The sequence below is a fragment of the Bradyrhizobium manausense genome, from assembly GCF_001440035.1.
GTDB lineage: Bacteria > Pseudomonadota > Alphaproteobacteria > Rhizobiales > Xanthobacteraceae > Bradyrhizobium > Bradyrhizobium manausense.
In genome coordinates this window covers 74575-92196 of the sequence record NZ_LJYG01000099.1, presented here as the reverse complement: position 1 = coordinate 92196, position 17622 = coordinate 74575, and the positions used below count along the sequence as shown (strand labels likewise).

At 64.8% G+C, this 17622-nt stretch carries 18 protein-coding genes; 11 read left to right on the top strand and 7 right to left on the bottom strand.

Features of this window, described 5'->3' with window-relative positions; translation table 11 throughout:
- Window positions 1–156 precede the first annotated feature (156 nt).
- Window positions 157–963 (bottom strand): undecaprenyl-diphosphate phosphatase, encoded by an 807-nt coding sequence (locus tag AOQ71_RS24435; protein WP_057752190.1) that lies wholly within the window; start codon window positions 961–963, stop codon window positions 157–159.
- A 167-nt stretch (window positions 964–1130) separates the two neighbouring features.
- Here AOQ71_RS24435 and AOQ71_RS24430 point away from each other — a divergent pair, with 167 nt between their 5' ends.
- Together AOQ71_RS24430 and queG are read left to right on the top strand one after the other, a co-directional pair.
- On the top strand, window positions 1131–1823 hold the full coding sequence (locus AOQ71_RS24430) for a glutathione S-transferase family protein (protein WP_057752187.1): 693 nt from the start codon (window positions 1131–1133) through the stop codon (window positions 1821–1823).
- Window positions 1772–2947, top strand: a complete 1176-nt coding sequence (gene queG / locus AOQ71_RS24425) for a tRNA epoxyqueuosine(34) reductase QueG (protein ID WP_057752184.1) — start codon at window positions 1772–1774, stop codon at window positions 2945–2947. The genes AOQ71_RS24430 and queG overlap by 52 nt, the downstream gene beginning before the upstream one ends.
- Here the strand turns inward: queG and AOQ71_RS45355 are convergent.
- Window positions 2944–3123, bottom strand: a complete 180-nt coding sequence (locus AOQ71_RS45355) for a hypothetical protein (protein WP_057752182.1) — start codon at window positions 3121–3123, stop codon at window positions 2944–2946. The genes queG and AOQ71_RS45355 overlap by 4 nt on opposite strands.
- Here AOQ71_RS45355 and AOQ71_RS24415 point away from each other — a divergent pair.
- The gene (locus tag AOQ71_RS24415; protein ID WP_057752179.1) at window positions 3122–3919 is read left to right on the top strand and encodes an acyl-CoA thioesterase domain-containing protein; all 798 of its coding nucleotides are present in this window, start codon (window positions 3122–3124) and stop codon (window positions 3917–3919) included. The genes AOQ71_RS45355 and AOQ71_RS24415 overlap by 2 nt on opposite strands.
- Window positions 3920–4042: 123 nt before the next feature.
- Here AOQ71_RS24415 and AOQ71_RS24410 read toward each other — a convergent pair whose 3' ends face one another.
- On the bottom strand, window positions 4043–4885 hold the full coding sequence (locus AOQ71_RS24410) for an alpha/beta hydrolase (RefSeq protein WP_057752176.1): 843 nt from the start codon (window positions 4883–4885) through the stop codon (window positions 4043–4045).
- A 252-nt stretch (window positions 4886–5137) separates the two neighbouring features.
- Between AOQ71_RS24410 and infC the strand changes: the two genes are divergently transcribed.
- The gene (gene infC / locus AOQ71_RS24405; protein WP_083514473.1) at window positions 5138–5677 is read left to right on the top strand and encodes a translation initiation factor IF-3; all 540 of its coding nucleotides are present in this window, start codon (window positions 5138–5140) and stop codon (window positions 5675–5677) included.
- Window positions 5678–5834: 157 nt separating this feature from the next.
- On the opposite strand, the gene AOQ71_RS48380 is transcribed toward infC, so the two are convergent.
- On the bottom strand, window positions 5835–6142 hold a 308-nt coding region (locus AOQ71_RS48380), incomplete at its 3' end, for a hypothetical protein (RefSeq protein ID WP_245317096.1).
- 274 nt (window positions 6143–6416) lie between these two features.
- On the opposite strand from AOQ71_RS48380, the gene rpmI reads away from it, so the two are divergent.
- Both rpmI and rplT read left to right on the top strand, forming a co-directional pair.
- On the top strand, window positions 6417–6617 hold the full coding sequence (gene rpmI / locus AOQ71_RS24395) for a 50S ribosomal protein L35 (RefSeq protein ID WP_008143958.1): 201 nt from the start codon (window positions 6417–6419) through the stop codon (window positions 6615–6617).
- Between the two features lie 90 nt (window positions 6618–6707).
- Window positions 6708–7067 carry a 50S ribosomal protein L20 gene (gene rplT, locus AOQ71_RS24390; protein ID WP_014490867.1) on the top strand — a complete coding sequence of 120 codons (360 nt, stop codon included), beginning with the start codon at window positions 6708–6710 and terminating at the stop codon, window positions 7065–7067.
- 8 nt (window positions 7068–7075) lie between these two features.
- Here rplT and AOQ71_RS24385 read toward each other — a convergent pair whose 3' ends face one another.
- Complete coding sequence (locus AOQ71_RS24385) at window positions 7076–7609, bottom strand: hypothetical protein (protein ID WP_430648647.1); 534 nt, start codon at window positions 7607–7609, stop codon at window positions 7076–7078.
- A 31-nt stretch (window positions 7610–7640) separates the two neighbouring features.
- Between AOQ71_RS24385 and pheS the strand changes: the two genes are divergently transcribed.
- The 3 genes from pheS to AOQ71_RS24370 are packed head-to-tail and all read left to right on the top strand — an operon-like array spanning window position 7641 to window position 11918.
- Complete coding sequence (pheS, locus tag AOQ71_RS24380; protein WP_057752162.1) at window positions 7641–8723, top strand: phenylalanine--tRNA ligase subunit alpha; 1083 nt, start codon at window positions 7641–7643, stop codon at window positions 8721–8723.
- Window positions 8720–11128, top strand: coding sequence for a phenylalanine--tRNA ligase subunit beta (pheT, locus tag AOQ71_RS24375; RefSeq protein WP_057752159.1), 2409 nt, complete (start codon window positions 8720–8722; stop codon window positions 11126–11128). The genes pheS and pheT overlap by 4 nt, the downstream gene beginning before the upstream one ends.
- A 19-nt stretch (window positions 11129–11147) precedes the next feature.
- Entirely contained in the window at window positions 11148–11918 is a 771-nt protein-coding gene (locus AOQ71_RS24370) for a sulfite exporter TauE/SafE family protein (protein ID WP_057752156.1), read from the top strand.
- A gap of 161 nt (window positions 11919–12079) precedes the next feature.
- Here AOQ71_RS24370 and AOQ71_RS24365 read toward each other — a convergent pair whose 3' ends face one another.
- On the bottom strand, window positions 12080–13468 hold the full coding sequence (locus AOQ71_RS24365; RefSeq protein WP_057752153.1) for a flavin monoamine oxidase family protein: 1389 nt from the start codon (window positions 13466–13468) through the stop codon (window positions 12080–12082).
- Between the two features lie 190 nt (window positions 13469–13658).
- Here AOQ71_RS24365 and AOQ71_RS24360 point away from each other — a divergent pair, with 190 nt between their 5' ends.
- On the top strand, window positions 13659–14606 hold the full coding sequence (locus AOQ71_RS24360) for a YiiX/YebB-like N1pC/P60 family cysteine hydrolase (RefSeq protein ID WP_057752150.1): 948 nt from the start codon (window positions 13659–13661) through the stop codon (window positions 14604–14606).
- 169 nt (window positions 14607–14775) lie between these two features.
- Here the strand turns inward: AOQ71_RS24360 and AOQ71_RS24355 are convergent, their stop codons facing one another.
- Complete coding sequence (locus AOQ71_RS24355) at window positions 14776–15051, bottom strand: metal-sensitive transcriptional regulator (protein WP_007598521.1); 276 nt, start codon at window positions 15049–15051, stop codon at window positions 14776–14778.
- 50 nt (window positions 15052–15101) lie between these two features.
- On the opposite strand from AOQ71_RS24355, the gene AOQ71_RS24350 reads away from it, so the two are divergent.
- A complete protein-coding gene (locus AOQ71_RS24350; RefSeq protein ID WP_057752146.1) occupies window positions 15102–17570 on the top strand; it encodes a heavy metal translocating P-type ATPase in 2469 nt (822 codons plus the stop codon).
- Window positions 17571–17622: the final 52 nt, after the last annotated feature.

Here is a 17622-nt window from a genome sequence, read left to right as displayed (position 1 = left end):
ACGGCGTAGCGCCGTTGGCGTAGCCCGGACGGAGCCGACGGGTCGGCGCGACGCGCCGCCCGATGACAGGCTCCGCGCAATCCGGGGCAGCAGCGCTTGTGGCACGATCCCGGATTACGCTTGCGCTCCATCCGGGCTACAGGAGGACCACAAAACTTAACGCCCCAGCGCCAGCGCGATCAGGCCGAGCGTGCCGACGATGACGCGCCACCAGGCGAACACCACGAAGCCGTGGCGGGTGACGTATTCCAGGAAACTCTTCACCACGATGATCGCGGTGATGAACGACACCACGAAACCGATCGCGACGATGCCCATATGGTCCATCGTCATCTCGGAGCGGTTCTTGTAGAAATCGTAGGCGAAGGCGCCGATCATGGTGGGGATGGCGAGGAAGAACGAGAACTCCGCCGCCGCCCGCTTGTCGGCGCCAAGCAGCATCGCCGCGACGATGCTGGCGCCGGAGCGCGACACGCCCGGGATCATCGCGACGCACTGCGCGATGCCGATATAGAGATACATCAGCAGCGGAAATTTGGTGGCGTCATGCTCGCGCGGCTTGAGATCGAGCCGGTCGACCCAGAGCAGGATGGCGCCGCCGACGATCAGCGTGAAACACACGACCCAGGGATTGAACAGCACGCTCTTGATATATTTGCCGGCAACGAGGCCGACGACGACGGCGGGGAGGAACGCCACCAGCACGCCGATCACGAACCGTCGCGCATAGGCATCGCCCGTGAACATGCCGATCGCGACGTCCCACAGCTTCTTGAAATAGAGCCCGACGATCGCGAGGATCGCGCCCAGCTGGATCAGAACCGTAAACGAATCCCAGAACGCGCCCTCGCCGAGGCCGAAGAAGCGTTCGGCCAACAGCAGATGGCCGGTCGAGGACACGGGAAGGAACTCGGTTACACCCTCGATGATGCCGAGGATCACTGCCCGTATTGCATCTGACATATTTACGGTCCATTTCCGCTGGAAAAGCGGGGCTCTTCTCGCCTATTCGCCCCTCGCTCGCAATCGCAAAATGCGCTATCGCGCCTTGCCTCACTGATTTGAAGGACTAGTGTGGCACCGCACAACATTGATGGATTCTTAAGCACCATCAAATAGTCAAAGGCTGCATGTTTACGCTGTTCCATCATCCGTTTTGCCCGCATTCGCGCTTCATCCGCCTGATCGCGGGCGAATACGGGCTCGAATTGAGGCTCACGGAAGAACGCAGCTGGGAACGGCGCGAGGCATTTCTGCTGCTCAACGCGGCCGGCACGACGCCTGTGATGGTGGACGACGAGCAACCGCCGATCCCGGGCGCCGCGATCATCGCGGAGTATCTCGACGAGGCCTACGGCGCCGAGATGGGACCCAAGCGCCTGATGCCGGAGACGATCGCCGAGCGCGTCGAGGTGCGCCGGCTGATGGCCTGGTTCAACGAAAAGTTCTTCGAGGAAGTGTCGCACCCGCTCGTCACCGAGCGCATCTACAAGCGCTTCATGAGCGAAGAGCACGGCGGTGGGCCGCCCTCAGCCGATATCATGCGCGCTGCCAAAGCAAACGTGCGCTATCATCTCGCCTATATCGGCTGGCTGGCGCAGACGCGTAACTTCCTTGCCGGCGACCGGCTCACTTACGCGGATCTCGCCGCCGCGGCGCATCTCTCGGCGATCGACTATCTGGGCGACGTGCCATGGAGCGAGGACGACGCAGCAAAGGCGTGGTACGCGCGGGTGAAATCCCGCCCGTCGTTCCGCCCGCTGCTGAGCGAGTGGCTGGCGGGCGTGCCGGCGTCGCGAACCTACGTGGACCTGGATTTCTGAGCCTTGATCCGACTGAACTGAAGGCTCAGCTGGCACGCGAAGCGCGCGCGCTCGGCTTCGACTGCATCGGCATCACCGAGCCTGGCACGATCGAGAAGGCCGGCGCGCATTTTCTCGAATTCATCGCCACGGGCGGACACGGCGACATGGACTGGCTTGCGAGTCAGCCGGAGCGGCGCGTCGATCCGCGCGGGCTGTGGAGCGACGTGCGCAGCGTGATCATGCTGGGCGTCAATTACGGCCCCGACCAGGATCCGCTCGCGATCCTGAAGCAGCGCACGCGCGCGGCGATCTCGGTCTATGCGCAGGGCGACGATTATCACGACCTCATCAAGAAACGGCTGAAAGCGCTGGCGCGCTGGCTGGTCGCGACTGCCCCGAGCGAAGTGAAAGTATTCGTCGACACCGCGGCGGTGATGGAGAAGCCCTTGGCGCAGGCCGCGCATCTCGGCTGGCAGGGCAAGCACACCAATCTGGTTTCGCGCGAATTCGGCTCATGGCTGTTTCTCGGCGCGATCTACACCACGCTCGAACTGCCGCGCGACTCCGCCGAGATCGACCATTGCGGCTCGTGCCGGGCTTGCCTGGACATCTGCCCAACCGCGGCGTTTCCGGCGCCCTACAAGCTCGATGCGCGGCGCTGCATCTCGTATCTGACCATCGAGAACAAGGGACCTATCCCGCAGGAGTTTCGCAAGGCCATCGGCAACCGCATCTATGGCTGCGACGATTGCCTGGCGGCGTGTCCCTGGAACAAGTTTGCGCAACAGGGCCGCGAAGCAAAACTCGGCGCGCGGCATGAGTTGCGTGCACCGGAGCTGGCCGAACTGGCGCGACTCGACGACGCCGCGTTTCGCGCGCTGTTCACGAAGTCGCCGGTGAAGCGGATTGGCCGCGACCGGTTCCTGCGCAATGTGCTGATCGCGATTGGCAATTCCGGCGACGTTACGTTGGCGGACGAGGCGCGGCGATTGCTTGACGATGCGAACCCTCTGGTGCGTGGCGCTGCGGTGTGGGCGTTGCGGCAGTTGCTGGAGAGGGATGAGTTCGAGGCGATGCAAGCCGATGCGCTGAACAAGGAGCCGGACCAGAGTGTGCGTGAGGAGTGGCAAGCCGCCTCCTAACCCACCGCTGTTATTCCCCGCGAAGGCGGGGAATCCAGTACGCCGCGGCTTTTCGGCTCAATCACTGCTGCCTCGGCGTACTGGATCGCCCGGTCGAGCCGGGCGATGACAGCGGGAGTGTGGGGACGTGCATCACCCTTGATTTCCCCGTTCATTCCCGCAATCTCGCGCGCCATGACAAACATCCCTTTCTTCACCCGCGACGGCGAGACATTCCATCCGACGGAAGTGGCGAGCGGCCCCTGGGATCCGAAATCGCTGCACGGACGCGTCATCGTCGGCCTGCTCGGCTTCGCCATCGAGGAGCGCCATTCCGGTCCTGACTTCGTGCCGGCGCGATTGACCGTCGACATGTTTCGGCTGCCGACCATCGACAAGCCGATCAACGTGACAACAAAGCTGGTGCGTGACGGAATGCGCATCCGTGTGGTGGAGGCGGAATTCTTCTCCGGCGGCGTCAGCATGGCGCGCGCCTCGTGCCAGATGTTGCGGCGGACGCAGAACCCTGACGGCAATGTCTGGTCGCCGCCGAACTGGGACGTGCCGAAGCCATCAGACATTCCAAAACCCACCGATCCCAGGCTCGGCATGAACGGCAAATGGACGACGCGGCCGATCGTCGGACACATGGGTTCGCTCGGACCGCGCCGGCTCTGGATGAGCGAGGTGCGTGAGCTCGTGGCCGGCATGCCGATGACGCCGTTCGTGCATGTCGCTGTTGGCGCCGATTTCGCCAGTCCGTTTGCCAACGCCGGCGACAAGGGGCTCGGCTACATCAACAGCGACGTGACGATCTATCTGCATCGCCTGCCGGTGACGAACTGGATCGGCTTCGAAGTGGTAAACCATCACGCCACCGATGGCGTCGCGATCGGCGAATGCTGGCTCTACGACGAGCAGGGCCCGATCGGCACCGCGACGGTGGCAGCGCTGGCGCAGCGCAAGCCGATGGCGAATCCGTCGAAGCGGTAGCTACACTGCCCGTCATTCCGGGGCGCGCGTAGCGCGAACCCGGAATCCATTCCACCACCATTTCTGCGGCCCGATGGATTCGGGCTCGCGACTTCGTCGCGCCCCGGAATGACGGTTATCCCCTCACCCGATCTCCGCCACCGCGGCAAGAATGCGCGCGATGTCTTGCGGGCGGGACAGGCGGTGGTCGCCGTCCTGGATCAGGGTGAGCACGACGTCGTCGGCCGGCAGGCGGTGGGTCAGCGCAAACGCGTGCTGCCACGGCACGTCAGGGTCCTGGGCGCCTTGCAGGATGCGCACCGGACAGCCGAGATCGATGGCGCCGCCGAGCACCAGATGGTTGCGCCCCTCCTCGATCAGCTTGCGTGTGATCGGATAGGGCGTGCCGTCGCCATATTCGGATGGCCTGAGCCAAAAGCCCTTGGTCTCGATCTCCTGCTTCACCTCGGGCGAAAAATTCTTCCAGATCAGCTCTTCGGTGAAGTCGGGCGCGGGTGCGATCAGCACCAGGCCCGCGAGCGAGGCTTTGGCTTGCTGGTTCTCTTGCTGGTTCTCTTGCAGGCTCTCTTGGCGCCTCTTGATCTCGCGCGCGAGCAGCAGGGCCATCCAGCCGCCCATGGAGGAGCCGATCAGGATTTGCGGGCCGGTGCAGAAGCGCTCGAACACGGCGATGCTGTCCTCGAGCCAGCTGCCGATGGTTCCATCGGCGAAATCGCCGCTGGATTCGCCGTGGCCGGAGTAGTCGAACCTGACGGCGGCGCGGCCATGCTCGCCGGCCCAGCCATCCAGCGCTACCGCCTTGCCGCCCTGCATGTCCGATTTGAAACCGCCGAGCCAGACGAGACCAGGTCCTTGGCCGGGCCCAGATCCTCGCCCGGCGCGGTGGCGAACCGCGATCCGGCGCGCCGACGAACCCTCGCCAACATCGATGAAGTCGAGCACGGCATCGGGAATTGCTGAGGTCATGGAACGTTTACTCTTGTTGTGGGGTTTGAGGTCCCAAGGCGTATTCCGCGAGGCAAGCCTATCTCGGCATTGTCCCTTTGGGACGCTTGCGGAACAGAGGCAAGGTGTCTATGTCGAGCACCGTGCCGATAGGCGTGACCAAAATGCCTCGCATTTGAGGGTTTCTCGCTTCCGGCACGGGCGACTTGCTTGCCGGCATCAGCATCTTCCTTCAAAATAGCCGCTTCCTTTCACAACTTTGGAGAACCACCCATTCGCCGTCCCAATAGAGCCCCGGCCCCAGCCAGCAAAGACGGGCCGCGCATCAATGATGATATTCGCAACGCGCAGATCCAGCTGATCGACCAGAACGGTGACAACAAGGGCACCGTCGAGACGATGATGGCCGTCAAGATGGCCCAGGAAGCTGGCATGGATCTCGTCGAGATTTCGCCGAATACCAGCCCTCCCGTCTGCAAGATCATGGACTACGGGAAGTACAAGTATTCCGCCCAGAAGAAAGCCGCCGAAGCCCGCAAGCGGCAGAAGACCGTCGAGATCAAGGAGATCAAGCTCCGCCCGATGATCGACGACCACGATTACGACGTGAAGATGCGCGCGATGCTGCGGTTCTTCGAAGAGGGCGACAAGGTCAAGATCACCCTGCGCTATCGTGGCCGCGAAATGGCGCACCAGGAGATCGGCACCAAGCTTTTGGACAAGATCAAGACCGACGTCGCCGAGCTCGCCAAGGTCGAGCAGGACGCCCGGTTCGAGGGCCGTCAGGTCGTCATGGTGCTGGCGCCGCGCTGAGATCGGCGTGCTAGAGCCGAAGTTTCAACGGCCCGTCCGGATCTCCGGCGGGCCGTTTTGTTTTCAGGTCCTTGTCGCCTGCCAGGTGCCGCTGCACTGGTCGCCGGAGATGACGCCCCTCCAGGAGCCGGCCCCTGCCGTACCGCCGAGCCGGCCNCCACCGCCGCTGGCGTGGGAGGCGCCGACGGACACCTGGACCGCGACGGCGCCGCCGCGGTTGACGGTGCCGGACACCCGGCCGCCGCCAGCGGACGACACCCGGTTGCCTGTGACGGTGAAGGGGACGCTGTAGCCCGAGCTGCAGACGCCGCGGGTGGTGGCGAAGGTGACGTTCCAGACGCCGTCATAACCACCGATGCGGGCATCGGCGCTCGATGGAACGGCAGCCGCAGCGAGCACGGCGAACAGTGCAAGGTGGCGCGGGCGGGCGACAACAGACAAAATCGATAGAGAGAAATAGGCCATTTTGGTCCTGCTCCGAACGGGACGGCATGAACGATGGGGTAGTGACCCCCAATAGTCGGCGAGCAGCTTTGGCCGGTTCATCGTTGCCTTCTGGCCCGTTCTCTGTCATAAGCCCGGCCTTCATCGCCCGGCTGATTTAGGGCTGCCGTGGCGGTGTTTCGTGTGGGTTTCGCGCTTTGTCGCAAAAACCTGAGCACAATCAACGCTCTAACGAGCATTTTTGACGGCCAGACCGCCTTCGCGGGCGGAGTTCTTTGGCCATTAGGAGAGCCAAATGCCCAAGCTGAAGACCAAATCGGGCGCTAAAAAGCGCTTCAAGGTGACTGCCACCGGCAAAGTGATGTTCGCCCATCGCGGCAAGCGTCACGGCATGATCAAGCGGACGAAGAAGCAGATCCGTCAGCTCCGCGGCACCGCTGTGCTGTTCAAGACCGACGGCGACAACGTCAAGAAGTACTTCTTGCCGAACGCCTGATCGCGTCCAAGGACGTCGAAGATCGATGCCATCTCTGCCGCGTCCTTCGCGGCACTCCGAAAACAAAGTCATCTCTGAAGGATAATTGTCATGTCTCGCGTCAAACGCGGTGTGACCGCCCACGCCAAGCACAAGAAAGTCTACAAGGCCGCCAAGGGCTTCTACGGCCGCCGCAAGAACACCATCCGCGCCGCCAAGCCGGCCGTGGAGAAGGCCCAGCAATACGCCTTCCGTGACCGCAAGCGCAAGAAGCGCACCTTCCGCGCACTGTGGATCCAGCGTCTCAACGCGGCGGTCCGTCCGTTCGGCCTGACCTACAGCCGATTTATCGACGGTCTCGCCAAGTCGGGCATCACCGTGGACCGCAAGGTGCTGTCGGATCTCGCGATCCACGAGCCCGCCTCGTTCCAGGCGATCGCCGAGAAGGCCAAAGCTGCGCTCGCGGCCTGAGGCTTGGGCTAGCGGGGCTTCGTGCCCGCAGCCTTCAGCGCACGCTCAGAGTAACGCTGGGCGACCTCCGCCCGGCAGAAAGCCGTGAACGAGATGTACATGGTACCGGACTTGTTCCGGTACTTGATGTCGCACGCGTGCATCTCGCTCTTGTACGCCTGCGCTTGTGCGGCACTGAGGCCCGGCTTGAAGTCCGCCTCGCACTTCTTTTCGACGGCGGCGCCGAGCTGGACATCGCCGCTCGCGGTCAGCGCGCAGTCCTGAGCCAGCTTCATTGCACTTTGGCAGCCCTTCTGGGCGCCGATGGCGTCCACGACCTCGTCCAACGTCATGGATGTGTCCATGCAGACGATGGCGCGCGCAGGCGTTGCGGCGACCGACAGGACGATGGCGGCAGCCGCCAGACAGCATTTCGAAAGCATCACAAAGTCTCCTCGCATCCAGTCTTGGTGCCCGGCCCCCGCGCGAGGTTCAACCCAGCCGCTCGAGAAGCCGAAATGACCGGCTTTTTGCTTGACGTTACGCCCTTCGGGCGGCGACAACCCAGCCGAATTTGGAGCCAAGGATTTGACTGTGTCCGACCTCGCAACGCTTGAAGCATCCATCCTCGACCAGATCGCGGCCGCCGGCGATGAAGCCGCGCTCGAAGCGGTGCGCGTCGCCGCCCTCGGCAAGAAGGGCTCGATCTCGGCGCTGCTGGCCACGCTCGGCAAGATGTCGCCCGACGAGCGCAAGACGCAAGGAGCGGCGATCAACCAGGCCAAGGACAAGGTCACCGAGGCGCTCGCCGCACGGCGCGACGTGCTGAAGTCCGCGGCACTCGATGCGCGGCTGGCGTCCGAGACCGTCGACGTCACGCTGCCGCTACGCGATGCGCAGGCTGAAACGGGCCGCATCCATCCGCTGAGCCAGGTCTGGGACGAGCTGACCACGATCTTCGCCGACATGGGATTTTCGGTCGCCGAAGGGCCCGATATCGAGACCGACGACTACAATTTCACCAAGCTGAATTTCCCGGAAGGCCATCCGGCGCGCGAGATGCACGACACGTTCTTCTTCCATCCGAAGGAGGACGGCTCGCGCATGCTGCTTAGAACCCACACCTCGCCGGTGCAGGTGCGCACCATGCTGAGCCAGAAGCCGCCGATCCGCGTGATCTGCCCGGGCCGCACCTACCGCATCGATTCGGATGCGACCCACACGCCGCAATTCCACCAGGTCGAAGGCCTCGTCATCGACAAGCATTCGCATCTCGGTCACCTCAAATGGATCCTGCACGAGTTCTGCAAGGCGTTCTTCGAGGTCGACCACATCAACATGCGCTTCCGCCCCTCGTTCTTCCCGTTCACCGAACCGTCGCTGGAAGTCGACATCCAGTGCCGCCGCGACAAGGGCGAGATCCGCTTCGGCGAAGGCGAGGACTGGCTCGAGATTCTCGGCTGCGGCATGGTGCATCCGAACGTGCTGCGCGCCTGCGGCATCGATCCCGACGAGTACCAGGGCTTTGCCTGGGGCATGGGCATCGACCGCATCGCCATGCTGAAATACGGCATCGCCGATTTGCGCCAGCTGTTCGACAGCGACGTCCGTTGGCTGAACCATTACGGCTTCAGGCCGCTCGAAGTGCCGACACTCGCGGGAGGGCTGAGCTCGTGAAATTCACCCTCTCCTGGCTGAAGGATCATCTCGACACCGACGAGCCCTTGGACAAGCTCGCCGACAAGCTCACCATGATCGGGCTCGAGGTCGAGAATATCGAGGACAAGGCGAAGGCGCTGAAGGCCTTTACCATCGCGAAGGTGATCTCGGCCGAGCAGCATCCCAATGCCGACCGGCTGCGCGTCTGCATGGTCGACACCGGCGACGGTGGCGCGCCGGTGCAGGTGGTGTGCGGGGCGCCGAATGCGCGCGCCGGGCTCGTCAGCGTGTTCTCACCGCCCGGCACCTATATCCCCGGCAAGGACATCACGCTCGGCGTCGGCACCATCAGAGGCGTCGAGAGCCGCGGCATGCTGTGCTCGGCGGCGGAGCTGCAGCTCTCCAACGATCATGACGGCATCATGGAATTGCCGGCGGATGCGCCTGTTGGCGCTGCTTACGCCGAATGGGCCGCGCTCGGCGATCCCGTGATCGAGATCAATCTGACGCCGAACCGGCAGGACTGCACCGGCGTGCACGGCATCGCGCGCGACCTTGCCGCCGCCGACATGGGCAAGTTCAAGGACCCGACCATCAAGCCGATCAAAGGCGAATTCCCTTGTCCCGTGAAAGTCACGGTCGAGGACGCCAAGCTGTGCCCGGGTTTTGCGCTCCGCCTCGTCCGCGGCGTCAAGAACGGGCCGTCGCCGGAATGGCTGCAGAAGCGGCTGACGGCGATCGGGCTGCGCCCGATCAACGCGCTGGTCGACATCACCAACTTCATGACCTATGACCGCGCGCGCCCGCTGCACGTGTTCGACGCCAAGAAGGTGAAGGGCAATCTGGTCGTGCGCCATGCCCGCGAGGGCGAGACACTGCTCGCGCTCGACGGCCGCACCTACGATCTCGATCCCTCGATCTGCGTGATCGCCGACGAGCACGGCGTCGAATCGCTCGCCGGCATCATGGGCGGCGAAGCGTCGGGCTGCGACGAGACCACCACCGACGTGCTGATCGAATCGGCGCTGTGGAACGAGATCAACATCGCCCAGACCGGCCGCAAGCTCGGCATCAATTCGGACGCACGCTACCGCTTCGAGCGCGGCGTCGATCCGGCCTTCATGGTGCCCGGGCTGGAGCTCGCCACCAAGCTGGTGATGGAGCTCTGCGGCGGCACGCCGTCGGAGAACGTCGTGGTCGGCAAGGCCTTCGGCGATGATCGCATCATCGATTTTCCCGTCACCGAGGTGAAGCGGCTCTCCGGCATCGAGGTGCCGGTGCCGGAGATGAAGCGCATCCTCACCCATCTCGGCTTCATGATGGCGGGCCCGGGTCCGGTCGTGAAGGTCGCGGTGCCCTCATGGCGCTCCGACGTGCATGGCAAGGCCGATATCGTTGAAGAAGTCGTCCGCATCTACGGCGTCGACAAGGTGCCGATGACGCCGTTCGAGCGCGGCGAGGACGCGCGCAAATCGGTGCTGACTCCGCTGCAGCTGCGCACCCGCCGTGCCCGGCGCGCGCTGGCAAGCCGCGGCATGACCGAGGCGGTGACATGGTCGTTCATCACGAAGGCCGCGGCACAATTGTTCGGCGGCGGCCAGCGCGAGCTGGAGGTGGCCAATCCGATCGCCGCTGATCTCTCCGACATGCGGCCGAGCCTGTTGCCGGGACTGGTCGCTGCCGCGCAGGCCAATGCCGATCGCGGCTATGGCGATGTCGCGCTGTTCGAGGTCGGCCAGGTCTTCAGGGGCGATCGCCCGCAAGACCAGTTCATGGCGGCGAGCGGCGTGCGGCGCGGCCTGGCTTCGTCCGAAGGTCTCGGACGGCACTGGACCGGCTCGGCACAGGCCGATGTGTTTGACGCCAAGGCCGATGCGCTCGCGGTGCTGGCAGCAAGCGGCGCACCGATGCAGGCGCTGCAGATCGTCGCCGGTGGTCCGGCCTGGCTGCATCCGGGTCGCTCCGGCACGATCCAGATCGGCCCGCAGAACGTGCTCGGCACTTTCGGCGAGATGCATCCGCGCGCGCTGGAAGCGCTCGGCGCCGACGGTCCGCTTGTGGTGTTCGAGGTGATTCTCGACCGCGTTCCGGAAGCCAAGAAGAAGCCGACCCGCGCCAAGCCGCCGATCGAGCTCTCGGCATTCCAGCCTGTTACGCGCGACTTCGCCTTCATCGTCGACCGCACGGTGAAGGCCGGCGACATCGTCCGCGCCGCGCAAGGCGTCGACAAGAAGCTGATCACCGGCGTGAACGTCTTCGACGTCTACGAGGGCAAGGGCATCGACGACGGCAAGAAGTCGGTCGGCATCGCGGTGACGATCCAGCCGCGCGAGAAGACGCTGACCGATCAGGAGATCGAGGCCGTCGCCGCCAGGATCGTGGCTGATGTCACGAAGAAGACCGGCGGCACGTTGAGGGCGTGATGCCCCGGAATGACAGGGCATGAGCATCACCGACTTCCTCCCCAAGGACGTCAGTCTCACCATCGCGATGGCGCTCTGCGCCATCGCTTTCGTTTCGGGCACCGCGCGCGGCTTCTCCGGTTTCGGCTCGGCGCTGATCTTCATGCCGCTCGCGAGCAGCGTCGCGGCGCCGCGGCTGGTCGCGGCACTCCTCCTCGTCATCGACTTCGTTGCCGCCGCGCCGCTGCTGCCTGATGCCTGGCGGAAGGCGGATCGCAAGGCAACCGCGGTGATCGTGCTGGGCGCGCTGGTCGGCGTCCCCCTCGGCACCTATTTCCTCAGCGTGCTCGAGCCCGTCACCACGCGCTGGATCATCTCCGGCTTCGTCGCAGCGCTTCTTCTGCTGCTGCTGTCGGGCTGGCGCTATCGCGGCAAGGACCACGTCTGGCTCTCTGTCGGCATCGGCGGTCTCTCCGGCTTCTGCAGCGGGCTTGCACAAACCGGCGGTCCGCCGATCGTCGGCTACTGGCTCGGCCGGCCCATCGCTCCGCTGGTCGCGCGCGCCAATATCCTGCTGTTCTTCGGCGCCTCGGATTGCTTCTCGATGGTCAGCTATGCCACGACAGGCCTGATCTCGCGCGAGTCGCTGGTGCTGTCGCTGATCGTCGGCCCGGTCTATGCGCTCGGCGTCGCCTTCGGCGCCTCGCTGTTCGGCCGCGCCAGCGAGACGGTGTTTCGCAGGATCTGCTACATGCTGATCGCGATCGCGGTGGTCACCGGACTGCCGGTGCTGGATCGCGCGTTGCGGTAGTGTCGTCCCGGCGAGGGCCGGGACCCATACCGCGTGATCTATCGATGTGACGGGTCAAAGTACCGAACTCCAAATCTTCGCCCAACCAAGATTTGTGGTTATGGGTCCCGGCCTTCGCCGGGACGACGGCGGAGTTTGATGCGGCTTGATTGCCTCTGCCCCTACTGCCGCGGCGCCCGCCGGCGCTTCGTCGACTGCGTCGGTACATCCGCCGGCTCGTCCCTGATCGCGCCGATCTTGCGGAGCGCTGCGTCCGCGGCGCGCTCGCCGCTGTCCCAGGCGCCGTCGACGGTGCCCCACAGCGTCTCGTGCGTGGCTTCGCCGGCGAGGAACAGATTGCCGATCGGCTCGGTCAAAATCTTTCGCGAGAGCTGGCCGCCCGGCGAGGACGCCGACATCGCGCCCATCACATAGGGCGAGGCGTTCCAGCGCGTCGCGGCGGTCTTCTTCACGGCGGCCGCAGCTTCGCTGCCGAACAATTTTGTGATCCATTCCTTCGCGAAGGCCGTCATTGCGCTTTCGCCCTGCGCCGAGAGATCGCGGCCGAACGAGCCGCCGACGTCGATCGAGCACAGCGACGATCCGCCGATATTGGCATACATCAGCGCGGTGCGCGTCGAGTTGCTCTGCTCGATCAGGATGTCGTCGCGCGACAGCCCGAGCGGATTGCCCGGCAATTGCACCACGATGTGATCGTAGCTGCCGAGCGCGAGCTTTGACGCCGCATCCAGCGTGCGCTTGGGGATATCAGGCGCGAACTTGATCGCACCTGACATCAGCACATTGGTCGACACCGTGACGATGGCGGCGCGCGCGGCGATCTTGCCGGATTGCGTCTCCACGCTGACATCGCGATTGCTCCAGACGATCCGGCTCGCCGGCGTCGAAAGCACTGCCGGCACCTGCTCGCCGAGCCTGGCGATCAGGGTGCCGAGACCCTGGCGACAGGCGATCGGGGCATTGCGGTCCTGCGCGCGCGCCTTGTCGATCGCCGACAGCTCCTTCAGATCCTTGCCGGCAAAGCCCGCGCCGAGCAGGAACTCCGCCGCGCCCGCCCAGTCGCCGAGATCCTTCGGCAGCACCGACGCGCATGAGGTATCGAGCTTGCCGCGCGCGGCCTCGTCGATCGCCCTGTTGGCGCGCACCAGCGCCGCCAGAAACTCCTCGGTCTCGCCCGCACGCGCATTGCGGCGGCCGATGCGCATTTTCTGGCCCGACGGTGCCGGAGAGACATCGAGGCCGGCGCTGCGCGCGAGCCGGATCATTGGGTTGGTGTCGGGATTATGCAGCCAGCGTGCGCCGCGATCGAACGGCACGTCGAAGGTGGAGCTGTCCGTGATGCAGCGCCCGCCGATCTGCGAGGCCGCCTCGACGACGATCACCTTGCGGTTGGCCGCCATGACGCGCCGCGCCGCAGCGATGCCGGCCGCACCCGCGCCGATCACGACAATGTCAGCCTCGCGCGGCAATGGCGCCGCCGCGGCGCTCAGGACCGGCGCGGACATAAAGGCCGCCGACGCCGATAGGAAGCTGCGGCGCGTGATTGTCATGTCATGGTTTCCGGAGACTTGCGGCGAACGGGAACAGCCGGCGAACCTTGCCGCATCTGATGTTGCGCAGCAACCATCATGGTGAATCAATCGTGCTTGAACTCACAGAGGTCATGAACTGAATTGCAACGGGTTTCGACCATGATACAGATGGAAAAAAAGACGGCCAGAAAGGCCCCCGGGGGAGTTCATGGGGACGGTCCTAGATTCAGTCGGAAAGTTGATAGCCGCATACCTCTCGAAAGAGGTGCCGGGCTATGAGCCGTTCACACCCAGCGACCCCGAGCATCTGCGCGGCGTGATCCAGCCCGGCGACGTCATGCTGGTCGAGGGCAACAACCGCATCTCCGGCATCATCAAATATCTGACGCAGTCGACCTGGTCGCATGCCGCGCTCTATGTCGGCCCGGTCGAAGGCGCGGTCGAGCCCGACGGCGAGCCGCATGTGCTGATCGAGGCCAATATCGGCGAGGGCGTCACCTCCGCGCCGCTGTCGAAATATTTCCCCTACCACACCCGCCTCTGCCGGCCGGTCGGGCTGTCCTACGAGGACCGCAACACGGTCTGCCGCTATGCGATCAACCGCATCGGCTTCGGCTACGACACCAAGAACATCCTGGACCTGATGCGTTTCCTGTTCCCGCTGCCGGTGCCGCAGCGCTGGCGGCGGCGCATGATCGCGCTCGGCTCGGGCGATCCGACCAAGATCATCTGCTCGGCGCTGATCGCGCAGGCCTTCGACGCCGTGCGCTATCCGATCCTGCCGAAGATCACCAAGGCCGGCAGCCGCGCCGCCCGCCGCGAGATCCTGCACATCCGCGATTCCTCGCTCTACATGCCCCGCGACTTCGACATCTCGCCCTATTTCGAAGTGGTCAAACCCACCATCGTGCACGGCTTCGACTACACAGCCCTGCACTGGGCCGACAAGCAAAAGCCGCTCGAGGAGGTAGCGGGCTCGTTCGGTGTGTTTCCAGAAACGCTCCGTGCGCCGCCGCTCGTTCCTGAAGCGATTGACGAAGAAGCGCAGGCTGAAGTTTCGAATGAGCAAGTAGATGCGCAGCATGTTCCGCTGCTGAAGAAGCTGGCGATGTATCGTCCACGGCAGCGCAGGCCGGCTCGCGAAAGGGCGGCGTAAACAACTGTCGTCCCGGCGAAGGCCGGGACGGCACCTGAGAGTGTGGCGCGATATCGCCTCAACCGCCGTCATTGCGAGGGGCTCTTGCGACGAAGCAATCCAGACCGCTTCCGCGGAGACAGTCTGGATTGCTTCGCTTCGCTCGCAATGACGGCGGAGGGAGCACGCCCTACCGCTCTGCCCGTCCGATCACCGCCATCAACTCCGCGATCTTCTCGCGCTGGTCCGCCTTGTCGCCGCTGGCAATCGCGTGCTCGACGCAGTGGGCGACGTGATCCTTCAAGACCTCTTCCTCGACCCGGCGCAGAGCGGCGCGCACCGCCGAAATCTGCGTGACGATGTCGATGCAGTAGCGGTCTTCCTCGACCATTTTCGACAGGCCGCGAACCTGACCTTCGATTCGGCCGAGGCGTTTTCCGACAGATGCCTTGATGTCCTTGCGCATGGGGCCTATATACCCCTACCGGGTATAGGTTGCAAGGCGGGAGTGCAGGAATGAGCGGCGCGGATCACGGGCATCATCACGACGGAGAAACTCAGTCCGGCTGCGGCTGTTCCAGCAAGGCTGCTGCGCCGGCCACCAAGCCTGCGGCCTCGTCATGCTGCGGCGGCCAAGGCGATCAAGGCGATCATGCCGGTCACGCCCAGCATCATCACGACCACAGCGGAACGGCTGCGAAAGTGCTCGATCCCGTCTGCGGCATGAGGGTCGATCCCGCGACGTCAAAACACCGGTTTGAGCATCGGGGCGAGATCTTCCATTTCTGCTCGGCCGGCTGCCGTGCCAAATTCGCTGCCGATCCCGCAAAATATCTTGCCAAGGACAAAGCGCCCGAGCCCGAGATGCTCGCGGGCACCATCTACACCTGTCCGATGCATCCCCAGATCCGCCAGGTCGGGCCGGGCAATTGCCCGATCTGCGGCATGGCGCTGGAGCCTGAGGTCGCGAGCCTAGAGACCGGGCCCAACCCCGAGCTCGCCGACATGACGCGCCGGTTCTGGATCGGCGGCGTGCTGTCGCTGCCGCCGGTGGTGCTGGAGATGGGCGGCCATCTCGCCGGTCCGCACAACTGGATCGATCCGACACTGTCGAACTGGATCCAGCTGGTGTTCGCAACGCCCGTGGTGCTCTGGGCCGGCTGGCCATTCTTCGTCCGCGGCTGGCAGTCGCTGCTGACGCGCAATCTCAACATGTTCACGCTGATCGCGATGGGCACGGGCGTCGCCTATGTTTACAGCCTGCTCGGAACCCTCACGCCGCAGATCTTCCCCGCCACCTTCCGCGGCCATGAAGGCGCGGTTGCCGTCTATTTCGAGGCGGCCGCCGTGATCACGGTGCTGGTGCTGCTCGGCCAGGTGCTGGAGCTGCGCGCCCGCGATGCGACGTCGGGTGCGATCAAGGCGCTGCTCCAGCTTGCACCCAAGACCGCGCGGCGCGTCGATGCCGATGGCAGCGAGCACGAGGTCGAAATCGACACGCTCCATGCCGGTGATCGCCTGCGCGTTCGTCCCGGCGAGAAAGTGCCTGTCGACGGCATCATCCTGGAAGGACGCTCCTCGCTCGATGAGTCGCTCGTGACAGGCGAGTCCATGCCGGTCACCAAGGAGACTGGCGCCAAGGTCATTGCCGGCACGCTCAATCAATCCGGCAGCTTCATCATGCGCGCCGACAAGGTCGGCCGCGAGACGCTGCTGTCGCAGATCGTGCAGATGGTCGCGGACGCGCAGCGCTCGCGCGCGCCAATCCAGCGGCTGGCCGATCAGGTCGCGGGCTGGTTCGTGCCGGCCGTCATCGTCGTCGCCATCGCCGCCTTCGCCGCCTGGGCCTGGTTCGGGCCGGAGCCGCGGCTCGCTTTCGGCCTCGTCGCCGCCGTCAGTGTGCTGATCATCGCCTGCCCCTGTGCGCTCGGCCTTGCGACCCCGATGTCGATCATGGTCGGTGTCGGCCGCGGCGCGCAGGCGGGCGTGCTGATCAAGAACGCCGAGGCGCTGGAGCGGATGGAGAAGATCGACACGCTGGTGGTCGACAAGACAGGCACGCTGACCGAGGGCAAGCCCAAGGTGGTGTCGGTCGTGCCGGCATCAGGCTTTGCGGAGGATGACATCCTGCGGCTTGCAGCCAGCGTCGAGCGCGCCAGCGAGCATCCGCTGGCCGATGCGATCATGCGTGCGGCGAAGGAGAAGCAGATGGCGCTGAGCCAGGTCGAGGAGTTCTATTCGCCGACCGGAAAGGGCGCGGCGGGAAAGGTCGACGGCAAGGGCATCGTGCTCGGCAACGCAAAATATCTGACATCGATCGGTATCGACACCAAGGCACTCGACAGCGAGGCCGAGCGGCTGCGCGGCGACGGCGCCACGGTGATCAACATGGCCATCGACGGCAAGCTCGCCGGCCTGTTTGCGATTGCCGATCCGGTCAAGGCTTCGACCCCGGAAGCGCTCAAGGCGCTCGCGGCCGAAGGCATCAAGGTGATCATGCTGACCGGCGACAACCGCACCACGGCCGAAGCGGTGGCACGCCGGCTCGGCATCGCCGATGTGGAAGCCGAGGTGCTGCCCGACCAGAAGAGCGCGGTCGTAACAAAACTGCAAAAGGCCGGGCGCAGCGTCGCGATGGCCGGTGACGGCGTCAACGACGCCCCGGCGCTGGCCGCGGCCGAAGTCGGCATCGCCATGGGCACCGGCACTGACGTGGCGATGGAAAGCGCTGGCGTCACGCTGCTGAAGGGCGACCTCACCGGCATCGTCCGCGCACGAAAGCTGTCGCAGGCGACGATGAGCAATATCAGGCAAAACCTGTTCTTCGCCTTCATCTACAACGCCGCCGGCATCCCGATCGCCGCCGGCATCCTCTATCCCGCCTTCGGCGTGCTGCTGTCGCCGATCATCGCGGCCGCCGCGATGGCGCTGTCCTCGGTCAGCGTGGTCGGCAACGCGCTGCGGCTGCGTGTGACGCGGCTGTGAGATGAAGGTGCTCTCCCTCGCTCCGCTTGCGGGGAGAGGGTTGGGGTGAGGG